Source organism: Ruegeria sp. BC3 (assembly GCF_056539265.1).
The window spans coordinates 246,988-266,343 of the sequence record NZ_JBQFUP010000002.1 but is presented as its reverse complement, the minus strand read 5'-3'; the positions used below and the strand labels follow the sequence as shown (position 1 = coordinate 266,343).

17 protein-coding genes and 1 tRNA gene are annotated in these 19,356 nt (G+C 57.5%); 5 read left to right on the top strand and 13 right to left on the bottom strand.

The window, feature by feature from the left end; all coding sequences use genetic code 11:
* Positions 1-14 precede the first annotated feature (14 nt).
* From nqrF to ACR0MV_RS06620, 6 genes are read right to left on the bottom strand one after another with little or no spacing between them, the layout of a single operon-like run.
* Positions 15-1,238: an NADH:ubiquinone reductase (Na(+)-transporting) subunit F gene (nqrF, locus tag ACR0MV_RS06645; protein WP_170423421.1), complete on the bottom strand. Its 1,224-nt coding sequence runs from the start codon at positions 1,236-1,238 to the stop codon at positions 15-17.
* A gap of 10 nt (positions 1,239-1,248) precedes the next feature.
* Positions 1,249-1,857, bottom strand: a complete 609-nt coding sequence (nqrE, locus tag ACR0MV_RS06640) for an NADH:ubiquinone reductase (Na(+)-transporting) subunit E (RefSeq protein WP_170423419.1) — start codon at positions 1,855-1,857, stop codon at positions 1,249-1,251.
* Complete coding sequence (locus ACR0MV_RS06635; RefSeq protein WP_170415660.1) at positions 1,857-2,510, bottom strand: NADH:ubiquinone reductase (Na(+)-transporting) subunit D; 654 nt, start codon at positions 2,508-2,510, stop codon at positions 1,857-1,859. The genes nqrE and ACR0MV_RS06635 overlap by 1 nt, the downstream gene beginning before the upstream one ends.
* Positions 2,510-3,325 carry a Na(+)-translocating NADH-quinone reductase subunit C gene (locus ACR0MV_RS06630; RefSeq protein WP_480701495.1) on the bottom strand — a complete coding sequence of 272 codons (816 nt, stop codon included), beginning with the start codon at positions 3,323-3,325 and terminating at the stop codon, positions 2,510-2,512. The genes ACR0MV_RS06635 and ACR0MV_RS06630 overlap by 1 nt, the downstream gene beginning before the upstream one ends.
* Positions 3,318-4,526 (bottom strand): NADH:ubiquinone reductase (Na(+)-transporting) subunit B, encoded by a 1,209-nt coding sequence (locus ACR0MV_RS06625; protein ID WP_475206675.1) that lies wholly within the window; start codon positions 4,524-4,526, stop codon positions 3,318-3,320. Before ACR0MV_RS06625 ends, ACR0MV_RS06630 begins: the two co-directional genes overlap by 8 nt.
* A 5-nt stretch (positions 4,527-4,531) precedes the next feature.
* On the bottom strand, positions 4,532-5,875 hold the full coding sequence (locus ACR0MV_RS06620) for a Na(+)-translocating NADH-quinone reductase subunit A (RefSeq protein ID WP_170465069.1): 1,344 nt from the start codon (positions 5,873-5,875) through the stop codon (positions 4,532-4,534).
* 288 nt (positions 5,876-6,163) lie between these two features.
* On the opposite strand from ACR0MV_RS06620, the gene ACR0MV_RS06615 reads away from it, so the two are divergent.
* Positions 6,164-7,279 (top strand): THUMP domain-containing class I SAM-dependent RNA methyltransferase, encoded by a 1,116-nt coding sequence (locus ACR0MV_RS06615; RefSeq protein ID WP_170423413.1) that lies wholly within the window; start codon positions 6,164-6,166, stop codon positions 7,277-7,279.
* A gap of 92 nt (positions 7,280-7,371) precedes the next feature.
* Positions 7,372-7,448 (top strand) — tRNA-Pro (locus ACR0MV_RS06610).
* Positions 7,449-7,574: 126 nt separating this feature from the next.
* Here ACR0MV_RS06610 and arcC read toward each other — a convergent pair.
* From arcC to ACR0MV_RS06580, 6 genes are all read right to left on the bottom strand, one after another.
* Entirely contained in the window at positions 7,575-8,513 is a 939-nt protein-coding gene (gene arcC, locus ACR0MV_RS06605) for a carbamate kinase (protein WP_170423411.1), read from the bottom strand.
* Between the two features lie 3 nt (positions 8,514-8,516).
* A complete protein-coding gene (argF, locus tag ACR0MV_RS06600) occupies positions 8,517-9,515 on the bottom strand; it encodes an ornithine carbamoyltransferase (RefSeq protein ID WP_170423409.1) in 999 nt (332 codons plus the stop codon).
* Positions 9,516-9,571: 56 nt separating this feature from the next.
* Positions 9,572-10,798: an arginine deiminase gene (locus ACR0MV_RS06595; protein ID WP_480701494.1), complete on the bottom strand. Its 1,227-nt coding sequence runs from the start codon at positions 10,796-10,798 to the stop codon at positions 9,572-9,574.
* Positions 10,795-12,174 carry an amino acid permease gene (locus ACR0MV_RS06590; protein WP_480701492.1) on the bottom strand — a complete coding sequence of 460 codons (1,380 nt, stop codon included), beginning with the start codon at positions 12,172-12,174 and terminating at the stop codon, positions 10,795-10,797. Before ACR0MV_RS06590 ends, ACR0MV_RS06595 begins: the two co-directional genes overlap by 4 nt.
* A 9-nt stretch (positions 12,175-12,183) precedes the next feature.
* A complete protein-coding gene (locus tag ACR0MV_RS06585; protein WP_480701490.1) occupies positions 12,184-13,671 on the bottom strand; it encodes a YfcC family protein in 1,488 nt (495 codons plus the stop codon).
* Between the two features lie 270 nt (positions 13,672-13,941).
* Positions 13,942-14,829: a LysR family transcriptional regulator gene (locus ACR0MV_RS06580; RefSeq protein ID WP_480701488.1), complete on the bottom strand. Its 888-nt coding sequence runs from the start codon at positions 14,827-14,829 to the stop codon at positions 13,942-13,944.
* 112 nt (positions 14,830-14,941) lie between these two features.
* Between ACR0MV_RS06580 and ACR0MV_RS06575 the strand changes: the two genes are divergently transcribed.
* A complete protein-coding gene (locus tag ACR0MV_RS06575; RefSeq protein ID WP_480701486.1) occupies positions 14,942-15,646 on the top strand; it encodes a pirin family protein in 705 nt (234 codons plus the stop codon).
* Position 15,647: 1 nt separating this feature from the next.
* Here ACR0MV_RS06575 and ACR0MV_RS06570 read toward each other — a convergent pair whose 3' ends face one another.
* The gene (locus ACR0MV_RS06570) at positions 15,648-16,595 is read right to left on the bottom strand and encodes a LysR substrate-binding domain-containing protein (RefSeq protein ID WP_480701484.1); all 948 of its coding nucleotides are present in this window, start codon (positions 16,593-16,595) and stop codon (positions 15,648-15,650) included.
* Between the two features lie 122 nt (positions 16,596-16,717).
* Between ACR0MV_RS06570 and ACR0MV_RS06565 the strand changes: the two genes are divergently transcribed.
* The gene (locus ACR0MV_RS06565; protein ID WP_170423395.1) at positions 16,718-17,413 is read left to right on the top strand and encodes a hydrolase; all 696 of its coding nucleotides are present in this window, start codon (positions 16,718-16,720) and stop codon (positions 17,411-17,413) included.
* A 119-nt stretch (positions 17,414-17,532) separates the two neighbouring features.
* Entirely contained in the window at positions 17,533-19,329 is a 1,797-nt protein-coding gene (locus ACR0MV_RS06560; RefSeq protein WP_480701482.1) for an amidohydrolase, read from the top strand.
* The last annotated feature ends 27 nt before the right edge of the window (positions 19,330-19,356 follow it).

The window sequence follows — 19,356 nt, the reverse complement described above, 5'->3', positions numbered from 1 at the left end:
CGGTTTTTTGTCTCTTACCCGCCGAAATCGTCGAGCATGATGTCTTCGCGGTCCACACCCAGATCCAGCAGCATGTTGATGACCGACTGGTTCATGATCGGCGGGCCACACATGTAGAACTCACAATCCTCAGGTGCCGGGTGGTTCTTGAGGTATTCTTCGAACAGAACATTGTGGATGAAGCCGGTATAGCCTTTCCAGTCGTCTTCGGGCTGCGCGTCCGACAGGGCCACATGCCATTCGAAGTTCTCAAATTCTTCGGCCAGCGTGTCGAAGTCTTCGACAAAGAACATCTCTTTCTTCGAACGCGCACCGTACCAGAAGCTGATCTTACGGTTGCGGTTCTCAAGACGCTTAAGCTGGTCGAAGATGTGGCTACGCATCGGCGCCATACCAGCACCACCGCCGATAAAGACCATCTCTTTCTCAGTTTCGCGGGCAAAGAATTCGCCGAACGGACCCGAGATGGTCACCTTGTCACCCGGCTTCAGGTTGAAGATATAGGACGACATCTGACCCGGAGGGATACCTTCCGACCCCGGAGGCGGTGAGGCAACACGGACGTTCAGCATGATCATGCCTTTTTCGTCCGGGTAATTTGCCATTGAATAGGCACGCTCGATCGGTTCGGCAACAACCGACTCGTACTGCCACAGGTTAAAGCGGTCCCAGTCTTCGCGGTACTCTTCCTCGACATCGAAGTCCGTGTACTTCAATGCGTGGGCCGGCGCTTCGATCTGGATATAGCCGCCAGCGCGGAAGTTCACATCCTCGCCTTCCGGCAGATCCAACGTCAGCGCCTTGATGAAGGTCGCAACGTTCTCGTTCGAACGCACCGTGCATTCCCATTTCTTGACGCCGAATACCTCTTCGGGGACTTCGATGTCCATGTCCTGCTTGACCGCGACCTGACAGGACAGGCGGTCGCCGCAGGCTGCTTCACGCTTGGTGATGTGGCTTTCTTCGGTCGGCAGGATCGACCCGCCGCCCGAATGCACACGCACACGACATTGTGCACAGGTACCACCGCCACCGCACGCAGAAGGCACGAACAGCTTCTCGGCCGCCAGCGTTTGCAGCAGCTTGCCGCCCGCTGGAACAGAAATGGTTTTCTCGCCATTGATGGTGATGTTCACATCACCGGTCGAGACCAGTTTCGAACGCGCCGCCATAATGATGGCGACCAGAGCGATAACGATCAGGGTGAATAGGACGACGCCCAGGCTAAACGTTTCCATCGACGCCTCCTTACAGCTTCACGCCCGAGAAGGACATGAAGGCCATCGCCATCAGTCCCGCGGTGATGAAGGTGATACCAAGACCCTGCAGACCATCCGGAATGTCCGAGTATTTCAGCTTTTCACGCACGCCCGCCATCGCGGTGATCGCCAGCGCCCAGCCAAAGCCAGAAGACAGACCATAGGTGGCAGCCTCAGCGAAGTTATAGTCACGCTCAACCATGAACAGCGAACCACCCAGGATAGCGCAGTTCACCGTGATCAGCGGCAGGAAGATCCCCAGCGCGTTGTAGAGCGGCGGGAAGTACTTATCCAAAACCATCTCAAGGATCTGAACCATCGCCGCAATCACGCCGATATACGAAATCAGACCCAGGAAGGTCAGGTCCACATCGGGGAAACCAGCCCAAGCTAATGCGCCCGGCTTCAACAGGTAGTTGAGCAGCAGGTTGTTCGTGGGCACTGTGATGGCCTGCACGACCATGACCGAAATACCCAGCCCCAGCGCGGTCGAAATCTTCTTGGATACGGCGATGAAGGTACACATGCCGAGGAAGAAGCTGAGCGCGAGGTTTTCAACAAAGATGGCCTTTACGGCCAGTGAAATCAGACCTTCCATCAGTGGGCCTCTACCTGCTGAATTTTGTATTCACGTTCTTCGACCTGGTTCGGCTTCCATGTGCGGAAGGCCCAGATGATCAGACCGATGATAAAGAACGCAGACGGCGGCAGCAGCAACATGCCGTTGGGCACGTACCAGCCACCATTGTTGACGGTTTCCAGAATGGTGACGCCGAACAGCGACCCGTTCCCGAACAGTTCGCGGATGAAACCAACCAGCAGCAGGATCAGGCCATAGCCCATTCCATTGCCCATGCCGTCGATGAAAGACGCGACCGGAGGGTTCTTCATCGCAAACGCTTCGGCGCGGCCCATCACGATACAGTTGGTGATGATCAGACCGACGAAAACCGACAGCGTTTTTGAAATCTCAAAAGCGTAGGCCTTGAGGATCTGGTCCACCAGGATCACCAGCGATGCGATGATCACCATCTGCACGATGATCCGGATCGAACCCGGGATCTGGTTGCGCAGGCACGAGATGAAGAAGGACGAGAACGACGTCACGAAGATCACCGCCAGCGCCATCACCATCGACACCTGCAGCGACGAGGTCACCGCCAGCGCCGAACAGATACCCAGCACCTGAAGAGTGATCGGGTTGTTGTCGACAAGCGGGTCGACCAGCATCTCTTTCTTGGTCTGGGACATCAAATCTCTCCTGCTTGCAGTTTGGCCAGGAACGGAGCGTAGCCCGCATCACCCATCCAGAATTTCACCAGGTTATCGACACCTACCGAGGTCAGCGTGGCACCAGCCAGCGCGTCCACGTAAAAGTCGGGGCCAGCGGCAGGTTGCGACTTGGATACGGTGATCTGCAGATCGCCCGCATCATCGCGCAGTTTCTTGCCGTTCCAAAGTGCCTTCCAGCGGGGGTTGTCCACCTCAGCACCCAGGCCAGGGGTTTCGCCGTGCTGATAGAATTGCAAACCGAAGATGTCGTTCCCGTTGTTCTCCAGGGCGATGAAGCCATACAGCGTGGACCACAGACCATAGCCGTGCAGCGGCAGGATTACTTTGTCCAATTCGCCAGAATCGTCACGCAGCAGGTAGATCACGCGATACAGAGCCTTGCGACCGATCCCGGCAGGGTCATCGGTCAGCGCAACGCTCAGCTCTGGGTCACTAGCGGCGGCCAGATCGTCGAAGGTGGCTGGATCGAACTTGTCGTCCACAAACTCGCCAGTCGACAGTTCAAGTACATGCGGCTCGAACTTGGCAAATGCCTCAGAGACATCGACGCCCGGTTCGTAAACGCCTGCAACCTGCAGAACGTTGATCTGCTTGTCCTTCAGCGCGTTGGCTTCCTGCACAGGGCGCAGGCTTACAGCGGCGGCAGACACGACCATCGAAGCCACAAGGCACACAGCAACTGCGATAAAGATCGTCTTGCCAACTGAGTCCGGCGAGGCCGCCAGAAACTTGGCAATCGCACCTTTGGGTTCTGGGGATTGCGTATCAGACATGGCGACGCGCCCTCCGTTTGATGTTTGCCTGAACGACAAAGTAGTCGATCAGTGGTGCAAAGACGTTACCGAACAGGATTGCCAGCATCATGCCTTCGGGGAAAGCGGGGTTCACCACACGGATCAGCACAACCATGATACCGATCAGCGCGCCGTAGAAGTAACGCCCCATGTTGGTATGGCTGGCCGAGACGGGTTCGGTCACCATGAAGGCGAGACCGAAGGCATAACCGCCGACCACGATGTGCCAATACCAAGGCATCGCGAACATCGGGTTGGTGTCCGATCCAATCAGGTTGAACAGCAGCGTCAGACCGATAGTACCCGCCAGACAGCCGACGATCAGACGGTAGTTTGCGATCCGCGTTGTCAGTAGGAATGCCAGACCGATCAGACAGGCCAGCGTCGACGTTTCGCCAAAACTCCCCTGCATCTGACCCAGGAACGCGTTCCACCAGGTCAGCCCTTCGGTCGCCAGCGCCTGAAAGCCTTCCGAGGCCGACACAGACAAAGCCGTCGCGCCCGAGAACCCGTCAACCGGGGTCCAAACGGTGTCGCCCGACATATTCGCAGGGTATGCGAAGTATAGGAACGCACGGCCCACAAGCGCTGGGTTCAGGAAGTTTTTGCCAGTACCGCCAAAGACTTCTTTACCGATGACCACACCGAAGATGATCCCCAGCGCGACCTGCCACAGAGGAGCAGACGCGGGCATGATCAACGTGTATAGCATTGAGGTAACAAGGAAACCTTCGTTGACCTCATGGCCGCGTACGGTTGCAAAGATGACCTCGAAAATACCACCCGCGACCAGCGTCGTGATGTAGATCGGCAGGAAGTACATCAGGCCATGCATGAAGCAGGCAAAGATGCTGTCAGGGTTCAGTGAGATACCGAACATCTGCAGGATGGCAATCCGCCAGCCGGTGGCCGAATCCGGGCCAAGCGCAGCAATCGCCGAGTTGGCCTGATAGCCAGTGTTGTACATCCCCCACAGGATACAGGGGATCGTCGCGATCACGACATATGTCATGATCCGCTTCATATCCACGTAGGACCGCGCATGAGGTGCAGCGGTTGTTACGGTTTTCGGAGTGTAGATGAAGCTTTCCACCATCTCGTAGATGGGGAAGTACTTCTCGTACTTGCCGCCCTTGGTAAAGTTCGGCTCGATCCGATCAAAGAAGCTACGCAAACCCATTCGGATCAGCCCTCCTTTTCAATCTTGGTCAGGCAGTCTCGCAGCGCCAGCCCATATTCATATTTCGCCGGACAGGCAAAACCGACGAGGCCCAGATCCTCTTCGTCCAGCTCCAGCGCACCCAGCGCCTGTGCAGTATCTGTGTCCATCACCAGCAGCGCCCGCAGCAGCTGTGTCGGCAGATAGTCCTGCGGCATCAACTGCTCGAACGTGCCGGTCGGCACCATTGCGCGCCGTCCACCGTTCAGGTTGGACGTGAATGAGAACAGCTTCTTTGCAAAAGCCGAACCCAAAACCGGTTGCACCGCGTATTTCGACGGCATCGGAAGGATCCAACCCAGCGTATGCTGATCATGATCTTCGCGGATGATGCTGATCTGGCGCGCGAAACGGCCCAGATAGGCCTCTGCACCCGCTGCATGGCGACCAGACAGGATCGAGCCGGAAATCACGCGGGCGGTGCCATCAACGTTGATCTCATCGCGGGTCAAATCGTCGGTCGAGGCCCCCATGACTGTACGGATCAGACGCGGCTGCCGTGCACCTGGGCCCGACAGGGCCACCACGATGTTCGGATCTAAATGGCCGGTCTGCATCAGGCGACCAATGGCGATGACATCCTGATATCCGATCGTCCAAACCTGCTTTTCACCGGCCAGCGGCTCGAGGAAGTGGATGTGTGTGCCAGCCAAACCAGCGGGGTGCGGGCCGGAAAACGCAGCCGCCTCTACACCCGGAACATCTGCGCCCGGAAGGACGTCACCGTCTTTCTGGCAAAGGTAGGTCTTGCCCTCGGTCAACTTTGCAATGGCGCTCAGGCCAGCGGCAAAGGCGTCGCCTGCATCCTGAATGATCGTCGCGGCATCAGCAGCCAGCGGTTCACTGTCCATTGCCGTGACGAAAATGGCGGCAGGCGTGGTGCCCGGCACGGCCATTTTGGAATAAGGACGCGTGCGGAATGCAGTCCAAAGACCAGCGGCACACAGGCGTTCGGTCACGCCTTCGGCGGTGTCACCGTTGCCGACGCCGGAAAAGTCGAGACCAGTGTCGTTGGCGTCCGAAACCTCGATCACGACGCTCTGCAAAACCCGGCGCGCGCCGCGGTTGATGGCTACAACCTTGCCGCTGAGCGGGGCAACCATCATCGCCTCGGGCACGTCCTTGTGGCAGAACAGCGGTGTGCCCCGCTGAACCTCATCGCCTTCCTGAACCAGCATACGTGGTTTCAGGCCCAGATAATCGGCCCCCAAAACCCCAACTGAGCTGAATTCAGGACCCGGTTGGATTTTTTGCTCTGGCGCACCTTGCACCGGCAGTTCCAACCCTTTTTTCAGTTTGAAAGTTTGCATGTCGCTACGGTCTTCCAAGCCTCTTTCCTGCAACACGTCGTTCCCACCACCCTATAGTGGCACAAAACAACCTGTATGTGGGAGCCTGCGAGCAGAAAAAGGCGCATGGCACCTGTTTCCATTCCAAGCTTCGTTTTGATCAGGCACCCTTTACGCGGGGACGGTGCTAAACGCAAACCCGTTACCGACGAAAATACGGATTTATTGTCAAATTCCTTTGAAGGGTCGCATTTCGGCCCAATGAAATTGCATGTCGCACCTGTCGAGCTTCCGGTGTAAGCACCGGGGATGGAACAAAACGACGATTTTGAAATCTTTTTGATAGCCACGCCCGGTCTCGAAGCGCCCTTGCATGCCGAGGCGGTCGAACAGGGATTCGCCTCCGCAAAACCAGTCCCTGGGGGCGTTACTTGCCGCGGAGGTTGGCAAGAAGTCTGGCGCGCGAACCTCTGCCTGCGCGGGGCGAACAAGGTTCTGGTGCGGTTGGGCGGGTTCCCTGCGGTCCACCTGGCGCAGTTGGACAAACGGTCGCGCAAGTTTCCATGGGCTGAGTTCCTGCGCCCCGATGTCCCCGTAAGGGTTGAAGCAACCAGCCGAAAGTCCCGAATCTATCACGAGGGCGCTGCGCGTCAGCGGGTCGAGAAGGCGATCACCGAAACCTTGGGCGCTCCCATCGCGCCTGATGCCGCGCTGCGCGTCCTGCTGCGCATTGAAAAAGACATCTGCACCTTCTCGTTAGACAGTTCGGGCGAGCCATTGCACAAACGTGGGCACAAACCAGCCGTCGCCAAAGCCCCCATGCGCGAGACGATGGCCGCAATGTTCCTGCGCGAATGTGGATTTGATGGGTCTGAACCAGTCCTGGATCCGATGTGCGGGTCCGGCACCTTTGTCATCGAAGCCGCCGAGATCGCATCCGGGCTGCGTCCCGGTCGGACCCGCAGCTTTGCCTTCGAGAATTTGGTCGGTTTTGACCCGAATCTTTGGTCGTCCATGCAACAGCAGGATCATTCGGCCAAGCCGGACGTGACCTTTCATGGATCGGACCGCAACGCAGGGGCGGTCGAGGCGTCGATAAAAAACGCAGAGCGTGCCGGTGTGGCCGACGTTACTGTGTTTCAGACACGACCGGTCAGCGACATCAAACCCCCACAAGGCCCCACCGGTCTGGTCATCGTTAATCCACCTTACGGCGCGCGGATCGGCGACGAGAAACGCCTGCGATCCGTTTATGGCAGTCTGGGAAAGACGTTGCAGTCCAGATTCAAGGGGTGGCGAGTCGGCATCGTGACAAGTAACGCAAGCCTTGCACGTTCGACCCGTTTGCCGCTGCTGCCCCCCGGCCCGGTCGTCGACCACGGCGGCACCAAAATCCGACTGTACCGCACCGATCCCCTGACCTGACCCGATTTAGAAGCCAGTGCACAATTCGCGCGCACGCCACCAAAATGCCTCTTGCACATCCAAAACCGCAGGTATAGATCACGCGCCACGGTCGGAGTGTAGCTCAGCCTGGTAGAGCACTGTCTTCGGGAGGCAGGGGTCGGAGGTTCGAATCCTCTCACTCCGACCAATGAAACAAGGCGCCCAAGGGCGCTTTTGTCGTTTCTATAGCAGTGATCCGAAGTTCGTTGAACGGTGCGTTAGTCGAGATCCAACGCATTGGCGGCTTTGTGCAGGCGTTCCGGGCAATAGCAACCTAATGAAACTGTGTTTCCCCCGCCTTTAGCGATACGGTCGTACCTTTTTCACCGCGAACGGCCGCAGGAACATCGGCTAGGGCGCAAATGATCGCGCGACCGCCTGAGGATCGCACAAAGTCTTGTGCGGCTTGAACCTTGGGGCCCATTGACCCGGCGGGGAAGTCGTACTCATCCAAGGAATCCGGAGTGATTGATCGAATACCTGTTTGTTCAGGCGTTCCCCAGTTCAGGAAAACGGCCTCAGCATCTGTAGCGATGACAAAGAAATCTGCGCCAAGGTTCTGCGCCAGAAGGCACGAGGCGAAATCCTTGTCGATGACGGCTTCGACCCCGACCAGTTTCCGTTCTGCGCCTGCCTCGTACATCGTCGGGATGCCGCCTCCGCCAGCGGCGATCACGGTCGCGCCCTTTTCCAGGATCCAACGGATCGGTTCGACCTGAAAGATGCGTTTCGGGCGCGGCGAGGGCACCACGCGCCGCCAGTATTCGCCATCCGGTTTCACCGTCCAGCCCTTGTCCGCCGCCTCTTTCTTGGCGTCCGCTTCGGAATAAACCTGCCCGATGAACTTGGTCGGATTGTCAAAGGCCGGGTCGCTCGGGTCTACCTCAATCATGGTCAAAAGGGTGGCGATGTGATGCTCGAAGGGCAGGATGTTCCCAAGCTCCTGTTCGATCATGTAGCCGATCATCCCCATCGTTTCGCCGACCAACACGTCCAGCGGGTACTCCTCGACATCCGTATACATGATCTCTTGCAGGGCCAGCATCCCGACCTGCGGACCATTGCCATGAGTGATGACGGTTTCGTGCGCTTCGCAGAGCGGGGCGAGGGCTTCGGCGGCAATCTTTGCGTTCTTGCGCTGATTGTCCGCTGTCATCGCCTCACCCCGTTTGAGAAGCGCGTTGCCGCCAAGTGCTACAACAACGCGTCCCATGGATCAGGCCCCCAGCGTGGCGACGAGAATCGCCTTGATGGTGTGCATCCGGTTTTCGGCTTGCTCGAACGCGATGTTCATATCGCTTTCGAAGACCTCCTCGGTCACTTCCATCTCGGTGATGCCAAACTGTTCGTGAATGTCCTGACCGACCTTGGTCTCCAGATTGTGGAAGGCGGGCAGGCAGTGCATGAACTTGACGGCTGGATTGCCAGTTTTCTTCATCAGATCCATGTTGACCTGATAAGGGCTCAGCAGCTTGATCCGCTCGGCCCAGACTTCTTTAGGCTCACCCATCGACACCCAGACATCGGTATGAATGAAGTCCGCGCCCTCTACGGCCGAGGTATCGTCCGTGATGGTCACACGTGCGCCGGTCTTTTCAGCCCGCTCCATCGCCAATTCGCGCACATCGTCATGAGGCTGGGTTTCCTTCGGCGAGATCATCCGGACGTCGCAGCCCATGATCGCGCCCAACATCAGTAGCGAATTGCCCATGTTCGACCGACAGTCGCCCGAATAGGCATAGACAATGTCCTTGCGGGGCTTGTCTGCGTGCTCGATCATGGTCTGCATGTCTGCGAGCATCTGGGTCGGATGCCAATCGTCGGTCAGGCCGTTATAGACCGGAACACCGGCATACTCTGACAGCGTTTCAACCATGTCCTGACCCGCACCGCGGAACTCGATACCGTCGAACATGCGGCCCAATACGCGCGCCGTGTCTTTCATCGACTCCTTGTGCCCGATTTGCGAACCCGATGGATCAAGGTAGGTGATGTTTGCACCCTGATCGTAGGCCGCCACTTCAAAGGCGCAGCGAGTGCGTGTCGAAGTTTTTTCGAAGATCAGGCAGATGTTCTTGCCGGTCAGCGACGGCTGTTCCGCGCGGGCATATTTGGCGCGTTTCAGGTCGCGGGCCAGATCCAGCAGATACAGCATTTCACGCTGGCTGAAATCGGCAATTTTCAGATAGCTACGGCCTTTGAGATTGAATGCCATTTTGTCTCTCCCTAACAAAAAATCAGTGGGCGCAGGGGGCTGCACCCATGGTAAATTCAATAGGCTGGGTCGCGGTCGATCGGGCAGGTCATGCAGTGGCCACCACCGCGACCGCGTCCCAGTTCCTGACCCGAGATTTCGATCACCTCGACGCCAGCCGCACGCATCTTGCCGTTCGTAAACGTGTTGCGCGCGTAGCCAACGACCACTCCGGGCGAGAGGGCCACCACGTTATTGCCGTCATCCCATTGCTCGCGCTCGGCCTGGAACTCGTTGCCGCCGGTCGAAATGACCTCAAGCGAGTTCAATCCCAAGGCCTCCTTGTAGACGTCGAACAAGTGTCCTTTTTCCACGTGGATATCCAAGTCCCCGCGGTCGCCCGGGCGAATCGAGATACAGGTGATCTGGTCCGCAACTTCCGAGAATGCGGTGACCCTGTCGTGGTCAAGACAAGTGAAGACGGTATCCAGATGCATGGCCGCGCGGCTTTTTGGCATGGCACAGGCGACGACACGTTCAGCACCGCCTTTCCTGAACAATGCTTCCGCTACCTGTGCGACGGCCTGCCGGGTTGTGCGTTCGCCCATTCCAATGAAGACAGTGCCGTTGCCCACCGGTTGAACGTCGCCACCCTCGACCGAGGCGAGGCCGAAATCGTCGTCGCTGTCGCCCCACCAGAACTCGAACTCGGCGTCCTTGAACATCTTATGGTGGCGATACACCGTACGCATGATCAGGGTTTCCGGCTTGCGAGCGGGCCAGAACATTGGGTTCGTCGTCACGCCATCGAAAATCCAGCAGGAGGGGTCGCGTTGGAACTGCGCGTTGGGGATGGCCGGAAGGATGAAGTCGCCCAGAGAAACCAGATCACCGAACTGTTCGTCGATCATGCCTTTGGGCAGGTCTGCGAAGATGATGCCGCCAAGCATATGGCGGGCTAGCGTTTTTGCATCCATCTCGTCCAACCAAGCCCGCATTTCTACGGAAAAGCCTAGGCCGACCATGTTGGGCGTGATCAGACGGTCCAGCAGGAAGGCGCGCGCTGCGGGGTCGTCTGCGATAGCTTGGGCGAGCAGATCCTGAATGTCGTAAACCTCGACCCCGCGCTCCCGCATCAGGGAACAGAATTCTGCGTGGTCCTTGCGGGCCTGCTCGACCCAGATCACGTCATCAAACAAAAGCTCTTCGCAATTTCGTGGTGTCAGACGATCATGCGCCAGTGAAGGGCGCGAGACGATCACCTTGTTGAGCTTTCCGATCTCGGAATGAACGCCGAGCTTCATGGCAACTCTCCTTTCGAACTATCCGTTTTCTGAATCTCTTCAATTTCATTGGCCTGGCTCCAGCGGACCCAGACATGGATAGGCACGCCCATAAGCAGCAGGACCGAGCCAACCAAAACGGTTTCAGCGCCTGAGCCGATGAAGGCCCAGACCGAATAAATGAACCCAAGCGCGCCCAGTACGATGACCTTCGCCAGTTCCGGGCCATGCAGGACCTGCCCGCCTTTCAGCCGGATCGTAATCTCGGCCACAGAGCAGATGGCATAGGGCAACAGGCTGGCGACAACGGCGAGCAGAATGACAAAGTTGAATGCGGCGACCAGCCCTTGCGCATAGTTCATGATGATCAGAACCGAGGCTAGCGCGTTCGACAGGATTAACGCATTGGCAGGCGTTCCAAATTTGGATTTTTGGCCCAAGGCTGCAGGAAAGACGCGATCCAAAGCGGCACCGTAAGGGACCTGGCCACTGAGCAGCGTAAAGCCGTTCAAAGTGCCGAAAGTCGAAATCACCGCGCCCACTGCAACAAGGACACCGCCAACGGGACCAAACATCACCTCACCGACGGCTGCCAGAGGTGCGGCGGAAACAGCGAGCAACTCGGCAGGAATGACCCCCATCGAAACGGCAGTTACCGAGATATAGACGCTTGCGGCGATAATCACGCCGATCACGGTGGCGCGCGGGATGGTCTTTTCCGGTTCGATAACATCGCCAGAGGGAACCGTCGCAGATTCAAGGCCTAGGTAGGCCCAAAGCGTCAGAGCAGCCGCGGCAGAAATCGCCGTAAACGCCGTGGTGCCGCTTTGGTTGACCGGAACATAGTTCTCGGTGTTGATCCAGAAGATACCCAATGTGCCAATCAATATCAGCGGAGCGAGTTTGAGCACGGTGGTTACGATCTGAACCAAACCAGCGCCTTCGACCCCTCGGATGTTAACCAAGGTGAGCGTCCAGATCGCAACCAACGCAGTCGAAAGACCGTACATTGGCACTTCGATGATAATAGGGAACAGGAATCCCAGATATCCCACCAACGCGACAGCAACAGCTGCGTTCCCAGTCCAAAGTGCGATCCAGTACCCCCAGGCAATTATGAAGCCTGCAAAGTCTCCGAATGCTTCTTGCGAATAGGCATAGGGGCCACCGGGTTTCGAAACGACACGTGACAGCCTTCCGAATATGATCGCAAGAACAAGCGCCCCTGCCGATGTCAGAATCCACCCGCCAATTGCGATTGGCCCAAACGGTGCAAGTGACGCTGGTAGAAGGAACACTCCTGAGCCGATCATGTTTCCAACGACCAGAGCGATACAGGCCGTCAGCCCTAGGGCACCCGATGTCGAAGTCGTCTCTGGAGCGGAGCGATCGGTCATTGCGACGGCTCAGTTCGATGTTGTGTCTGAAGTCTCGGTAGCGGGCCCGTCGATCCCCGGATCAGTGATGGCCCCAACGGTAAGTGCCGCGCAGATGATCACGGCCAGAATTACGAGCAGCGGGAAAACAAAACGTAGCCACCGGTCATAAGAGACACGGCCAATGGCTAGCCCACCCATGACGACGGCAAATGTCGGGTTGAACAGGTTCACCCATCCGTTTGCTGACTGGTACGCTGTAACCACAAGGTCACGACCAACGCCCGCAAAGTCTGCCAGTGGCGCCATGATCGGCATCGAAAGCGTGGCCAGCCCTGACGAGGACGGCACCAGGAATGACATCAAGATCTGAATGCCAAACATCGCGTTGATAAAGGCGAACTCGCTCAGCCCCGAGACAAACCCCTCGGCTCCGGCGAGGATTGTGTCGGTGATTTTGCCCGCGTCCATTATGACGACAACACCGCGCGCGACGCCAATGATCAGGGCAACGCCCAGCAAATCGCGCGCGCCATCAACGAAGGTTTCCACAAAGGTCCCTTCGTCCATTCTGGACCCTTCATCCGTTTTCCCGACCCACCAGACGATGATGGACATCACCAGGAACAGGCCAGACATCTCGGCCATCCACCACCCAAGCGCGACAACACCATAGATCATGATGGCGAAGGTTATCCCGAAAAGGAGCAAGATGATGGAACGCGTCTTGGTCATCTCGGGGAACGTATCATCGCCTTCCGAACCCTTTAGGAAATGCGCCCGGTTTTCCTCGGCCTGATCTGCCACCACGGACAATGACGGGTCGGCCTTCACGCGTGATGCGTATCGCATGACGAATGCGATGCCTGCAGCAAGACAAAGGATAAGGATAATGAACCTCAGTACGATCCCGTTCGTGAACGGAATACCCGCACCTTGCGAGGCAACAACTGTCGCAAATGCGTTGAAGGTTGAGCCCAGGGTCCCGATGCCTGCGCCCAGCATGATCACCGCAACCCCGGTCAAGGAGTCGTACCCTGCCCGAATAAAAACCGGAATGATCAGAGCGTAGAACGCGAGGGATTCTTCGGCCATGCCATAGCTTGTCCCACCAAAGGCAAAGGCGATCATCAGGATCGGGATCATCAGGATTTCCCGCCCGGCCAACCTATGCAGCAACCAACCGATACCGGCGTCGATAGCTCCTGTCTTGGTGACAACCATCAGGAAACCACCAATGACCAGAACAAACAAAGCGACATCAATTGCGGCGCTGGATGAACTTCCCAAAAGACCAGGGTCGTACATACCTGCAATCGGCGCAAGGATGACCGCCGTAAGCCCCTGAGGGTTCGGCTCGACTTCGTGGTAGGTGCCCGGGACAGGCGCTTCGCTGCCCAGAGCTTCGTTCATCTGACGGTCATACTCACCGGCCGGAATAACCCATGTAAGGGCCGCCACGACGGCAATCAGAATGAAAAGAATGGTAAAGGCGGTAGGGAATTTGAACTTGGACATATGAAACTCGCGCTGGGTGAAGCTGAGAAACTGGACAGTCAAATATTTGAATATTTATGTCTCAACTTAGTACTAACGCGGCGACTTGTCACTTTCGTAAAACGTGAGTTTCATTTGTCGGATTCATTGACAGCAAAGTGGCTGTCCAATTGGCAATCACACTTCGTTTCCACACAACAAAAATTGCCGTTTGCTTTATTTGCAGCCACTTGGCAGGTTTCTGCCCAGATGTTTGCCGTCTAGGTTTGGTCCGATCTGATGGGGCCGACCTTATCGACTGCACCAGTCCGAGACAAAATCCGAAAAGGCCTGCACGTTTGCCGACAGGTGCCGCGCCGGGGGATAGATCACCTGCAGCATACGAGACGGGAGCTGGTAGCTGCTCAATAGCTTTTCCAGCCGCCCTGCCTCCAAATCGGACCGAATTGCATATTCTGGAAGCACCGCTATCCCCAACCCTTCAATGGCTGCTTTCAAAAGGGCGTCCATGGTGTTTGCGCGCAAGACCGGTCGAACTTTGACCTTAACCGGGCCGTCCGGACCCAACAGCCCCCAAAATCCCGACTGCTCGGATTGCAGCAAACTTAGACCATGGTGGTCTTTCAAACACTCTGCCGTATTTGGGACTCCATGTTCTTTCAGATAGGTTGGGGATGCGCACAAAAGATAATCCAACGTCATTATGCGGTGGTCGACCAACAAGGTTTCTTCATCGGGCTCGGCCACTCGGATCACAAGATCGTATCCTTCAGTGACCGGATCAATCAGGCGGTTCTCGAAAGAAATCTCTATTTGGACCTGCGGATATTGCTTGAGAAACCCGGCAACAATATCGGAAAAATCCAGGTCTCCGAACGAATGGGGCGCACTAATCCGAAGCTTCCCAACGGGCACGCGCCGTGCGGCGGTGACTGAAAGCTCTACCTCTTCAAGATCGCTCAGTATCTGTTTGGCCCGCTCATAGAGCGCCCGGCCATTGCTGTTGGTTGAGACCGATCGCGTTGTTCGGTGCAGCAACTGAACCCCCAAGCGTTCTTCAAGCGCTATGACCAATCGGTTCACGGACGACCGCGATTGTCCGGTTTCGCGGGCCGCGCCGGAAAAACTGCCAGCCTCGACCACGTCCACAAACGCACGGAGTTCTAAAAAACGGTCCATATTTCACCTGCTCGTTTTGCGGGACAGTGTGTCCATATTTGATGCAATTGTCGCTCAATGCAAATAGTCCAAATTGAAGGTCAACAGCGAAACTCATACCACGGAGTTACAAATGCAGATGATCAGACCTTCGGCAGAGCGCGGCGCAGCCAACTTTGGTTGGCTTGACTCGAAACATTCCTTTTCCTTTGGGCAATACCTGGATCAGAACCACATGGGCTTTGGCCCGCTTCGTGTCATCAACGAGGACCGGGTCGCACCGGGGGCTGGGTTCGGCACTCATGGCCATGCGGATATGGAGATAATCTCGGTCGTTCTGTATGGCGCGCTAGAGCACAAAGATTCCATGGGCCGGAACGCCATTATCCGACCTGGCGAGGTTCAGCGCATGAGCGCCGGAACAGGCGTGCGGCATTCAGAATACAATGCCTCGAAGACGGACCCGGTGCACTTTTTGCAGATCTGGATCGTACCCGAGCGCGAAGGGCTTCGTCCAAGTTACGAGCAGAAAACCTTCCCAGAGATCGAGCGTCAGGACAATCTTCGCCTATTGGGGTCGCGCGACGGACGGAATGGATCGTTAACTATCCACCAGGACGTCGATCTGTACGGTGCAACCCTGAATGCAGGCAAAGAACTTCAGCATGATATTGCGGCAGGACGAGGCGTTTGGGTTCAGGTGATCCGTGGACCGCTGACTGCCAACGGGTCAGACCTTGAAACCGGGGACGGTTTCGCGGTCGCGAACAAACCACAGGTGAACCTTAAGGCGTGCGGCGATGCAGAAATTTTGTTGTTCGATATGGACCTGAGCTGAGTCAAGTGATGGCGCCGCCAAATCCGGCGCCATCCTCCAACACTGCGGCCTCTTCCCGCGACCAGTTGATGAAACTGGCGATTTCTGGTCGCGTCTCATCCCCTTTTTGGCAGATCACGAAGTAGCTGACATGCATCGGAAGCACCGGACCAAATGGTATCACAAGGCGACCGTCCAGCATCTCGTTGCGGGCCAGAAACCGCCTTGCCAGAACAACGCCAGCCCCATTGACGGCTGCATCAATGGCATGGTCAGCGGCTTGACGTTCAAACCGCATGCCCCGTTGAGCCCCGACAATGTCAAGGCCAGCCCTGGAAAACCAACCGGACCAGTTCAGGTTCTGCCCGAAAACCTCGGCACTGCTGTCATGCAACAAGGGCGCGCGGACAATATCGGCCGAGAATCGCAGGTCAAGCTGTGCGATCAAATCGGGGCTCGCCAGCGGGACCAGAAAATCCTCGCACAGTTTCACCGCAAACAGCCCTTCTCCGGGCGCACGGGTAAACCGTATCACTACGTCGGGTCCATCTTTTCCAAAGGTGGTTACGTGGCCGACGGTTTCAAAGCTCACCGGCAATTCCGGGTACCGTTCGGCAAAGCGATGCAGACGCGGCAAAAGCCATTTGCGAATAATCGGGCCGCTGGATTCCACCCGCAACGGTTGGGTCGCCTTTGGCCTGACCTGATCCACGGCATCGCGCAACTGCAGGAACGCGGACGAGACCGCAGGTTGCAAGGATTGCCCCGCTTCGGTGAGCGTCACAGCCCGCACGGCGCGGGTAAAGAGTTTTACGCCAAGATCATCCTCCAATGCGCGGACTTGCTGACTGACTGCGCCCGGAGTCACCGCCAATTCCGCTGCCGCATCTTTGAACGACGACAGCCGTGCGGCGGCCTCGAAGGCGCGCAACGAAGCCAGAGCTGGAAGGCGGCGAAACGGCATGGGCATAGAATAGCAAAACTAAACTATCGGGCAAGAATCCATCGTTTGTCGCCCGCTTTTTTCCACCCCACTTGCATTGGCAAGGCACCCCAGCGGCCCGTCGGCCAAACCTTTTAAGGAGTCCAGACATGAGCACAGAGAAATTGCAGGTTCTCACCCCCCAGAACAGTCAGTTGATCTTTATCGACCACCAACCGCAAATGGCCTTTGGCGTTCAGTCCATCGACCGGCAAACATTGAAGAACAACACAGTGGGTTTGGCCAAAGCGGCCAAGATATTTGACATCCCGACCACGATCACGACTGTCGAAACCGAAAGCTTCTCGGGTCACACCTATCCCGAACTTCTGAGCGTCTTCCCCGAGCATCCGCTGCTGGAACGCACTTCGATGAACTCGTGGGACGATCAGAAAGTCCGTGATGCGTTGGCTCAGAACGGGCGCAAGAAAGTGATCGTTTCCGGCCTGTGGACCGAGGTCTGCAACACCACCTTTGCACTCAGCGCGATGCTGGAAGGCGGCTATGAAATCTACATGGTTGCCGACGCCTCGGGAGGCACGTCGGTCGATGCGCATAACTATGCGATGGACCGAATGGTGCAGGCCGGCGTTGTTCCAATGACCTGGCAGCAAGTGCTGCTGGAATGGCAACGTGATTGGGCGCACCGCGACACGTACGACGCCGTAATCGACCTCGTGAAAGAGCACTCGGGTGCCTACGGTATGGGCGTCGATTACGCTTACACCATGGTGCACAAGGCGCCCGAACGGGTTGAGCACGGACCGACCATTGATCCGGCGCCCGCACCCATCGCCGCCGAGTAAATTAGCGCCTCCTGTCCGGGGTCATCTCCCCTGCCCCGGACAGAATTTCTCAGCACACATTCCTGACCGGCCCGTCGGGCCGGGACGATCCCCTTTGCCCAGACACAAGGTGACCGACCATGCCGACCCAGATTGACCGCCGCCAGCTTTTGGCCGGAACCGCCACCCTGATTGCCGCCCCTTTGTCAGCCGCTGCTCAAACGCAAACGGCAGACCTGGTGTTGGTAAACGGGAAAGTCACGACGATGGATCCGGCAAAGCCCGACGCTTCTGCTCTGGCCGTCAAAGACGGACAGTTCATCGCGGTTGGTAGCGACGCTGAGATACGCCCCATGATCGGGCCGTTCACGCAAGTTATGGACGCACGTGGCCAGCGGGTGATCCCCGGTCTGAACGACAGTCACACGCACGCCATCCGGGGCGCGGTGAACTACAACCTTGAGGTTCGCTGGGACGGTGTCGACAGTCTGGAAGAAGCTTTGCACCTGCTGCGCATGCAGGCCGAGCGCACGCCTGACGGACAGTTTATCCGCGTCGCCGGAGGCTTCAGTGAGTTCCAGTTCAAAGAAAAGCGCCTGCCGACCGTGGCCGAGCTGGATGCAGTTGCCCCCAACCATCCCGTTCTGATCCACCATCTCTACAAGCTCACGCTGCTGAACACCAAGGCGGTTGAGTGGTACGGTTACAATGAGCCAGGTCATCCGGAATACCCCGGCGGCATCATCGAAAAGGACGTGGATGGGACCGCGACAGGTCGTTTGCTGGCCGCGCCGTCGGGTCTTGTTATGTATCGCACCCTGGCAGCCGCGCCAATGCTGTCGATCCGTGACCAGATCAACAGCTCTCAACAGTATTTCGACACGCTGAACGGCCTCGGCATTACTTCTGTATCGGATGCAGGTGGCGGGGGGATGGAGTTCCCGGACGCCGATCCTTATCGCGTCATCGGCTGGATGCATGATGAGGGGTTGCAGAGTGTTCGCATCGGCTACCATTCCTTCCCGCAGCACAAAGGGCAGGAACTGTCCGACTATCAGAGATGGGCCGCCAGCACGCGTGCCGGTACCGGAGATGATCTGCTGAAATTCGTCGGTGCAGGCGAAAACCTCGCTTGGGCGTCCTACGATTACGAGATTTTCGCAGACGCGCGGCCCGACATCGACGCGGATGCCGAAGACTATCAGCGCCAGATCATGACCGTTCTGGGCGAAGGTGGCTGGCCGTTCCGCCAGCACATCACCTATGACGAGACCGGCGATCGCTTGTTGCCCGTCTACGAGGACGTCGCCAAGGGCGCGGGTTTGACGCCCGGTTGGTTCATCGACCATGTCGAGACCTTCAGCCAGCGCAACCTCGAACGCATCGCCGCACTTGGCGGTGGCATCGCCCTGCAGAACCGCATTCAGTTCCAGGCCGAAGATTTTGTTGCGAATTACGGCGTGGACAAACTGAAAACCACGCCCAATTTCCGCGCGATCCTCGACCTTGGTGTTCCGGTAGGCGGCGGTACGGATGCAACCCGCGTCACCTCGTTCAACCCGTGGTTCTCGATCCAGTGGATGACCACCGGCCTCTCACGCGGGGGTATGCCGATGTATGACGACGCGAACCTTCTGAGCCGCGAGGAAGCCTTGCGTGTCTGGACCACGGGTTCAGCTTGGTTCACCGGCGACGCAGGCAGAAAGGGCGCGATCACTCCGGGCCAGTTGGCAGATTTCGCTGTCCTGGACCGGGATTATTTCGCCGTCACGGATGCAGAGATCGCCAAGCTGAAATCCGAGCTGACAGTAATGGGGGGTGAGGTTGTCTTTGGCTCCGGCCCCTTCGCGCATCAGGATCTGCGGCACATTCCACCGATCAGCCCGGACTGGTCCCCGGTGATCCTGCAGCAGACCCAACCGCTGACGGTTTTCTGAAACAAACCGGACCCCAGTGCCCCTAAC

Coding starts and splice junctions, on each gene's coding strand:
- nqrF (WP_170423421.1), bottom strand. CDS start 1,238: ATGGAAACGTTTAGCCTGGGCGTCGTCCTATTCACCCTGATCGTTATC.
- nqrE (WP_170423419.1), bottom strand. CDS start 1,857: ATGGAAGGTCTGATTTCACTGGCCGTAAAGGCCATCTTTGTTGAAAAC.
- ACR0MV_RS06635 (WP_170415660.1), bottom strand. CDS start 2,510: ATGTCCCAGACCAAGAAAGAGATGCTGGTCGACCCGCTTGTCGACAAC.
- ACR0MV_RS06630 (WP_480701495.1), bottom strand. CDS start 3,325: ATGTCTGATACGCAATCCCCAGAACCCAAAGGTGCGATTGCCAAGTTT.
- ACR0MV_RS06625 (WP_475206675.1), bottom strand. CDS start 4,526: ATGGGTTTGCGTAGCTTCTTTGATCGGATCGAGCCGAACTTTACCAAG.
- ACR0MV_RS06620 (WP_170465069.1), bottom strand. CDS start 5,875: ATGCAAACTTTCAAACTGAAAAAAGGGTTGGAACTGCCGGTGCAAGGT.
- ACR0MV_RS06615 (WP_170423413.1), top strand. CDS start 6,164: ATGGAACAAAACGACGATTTTGAAATCTTTTTGATAGCCACGCCCGGT.
- arcC (WP_170423411.1), bottom strand. CDS start 8,513: ATGGGACGCGTTGTTGTAGCACTTGGCGGCAACGCGCTTCTCAAACGG.
- argF (WP_170423409.1), bottom strand. CDS start 9,515: ATGGCATTCAATCTCAAAGGCCGTAGCTATCTGAAAATTGCCGATTTC.
- ACR0MV_RS06595 (WP_480701494.1), bottom strand. CDS start 10,798: ATGAAGCTCGGCGTTCATTCCGAGATCGGAAAGCTCAACAAGGTGATC.
- ACR0MV_RS06590 (WP_480701492.1), bottom strand. CDS start 12,174: ATGACCGATCGCTCCGCTCCAGAGACGACTTCGACATCGGGTGCCCTA.
- ACR0MV_RS06585 (WP_480701490.1), bottom strand. CDS start 13,671: ATGTCCAAGTTCAAATTCCCTACCGCCTTTACCATTCTTTTCATTCTG.
- ACR0MV_RS06580 (WP_480701488.1), bottom strand. CDS start 14,829: ATGGACCGTTTTTTAGAACTCCGTGCGTTTGTGGACGTGGTCGAGGCT.
- ACR0MV_RS06575 (WP_480701486.1), top strand. CDS start 14,942: ATGCAGATGATCAGACCTTCGGCAGAGCGCGGCGCAGCCAACTTTGGT.
- ACR0MV_RS06570 (WP_480701484.1), bottom strand. CDS start 16,595: ATGCCCATGCCGTTTCGCCGCCTTCCAGCTCTGGCTTCGTTGCGCGCC.
- ACR0MV_RS06565 (WP_170423395.1), top strand. CDS start 16,718: ATGAGCACAGAGAAATTGCAGGTTCTCACCCCCCAGAACAGTCAGTTG.
- ACR0MV_RS06560 (WP_480701482.1), top strand. CDS start 17,533: ATGCCGACCCAGATTGACCGCCGCCAGCTTTTGGCCGGAACCGCCACC.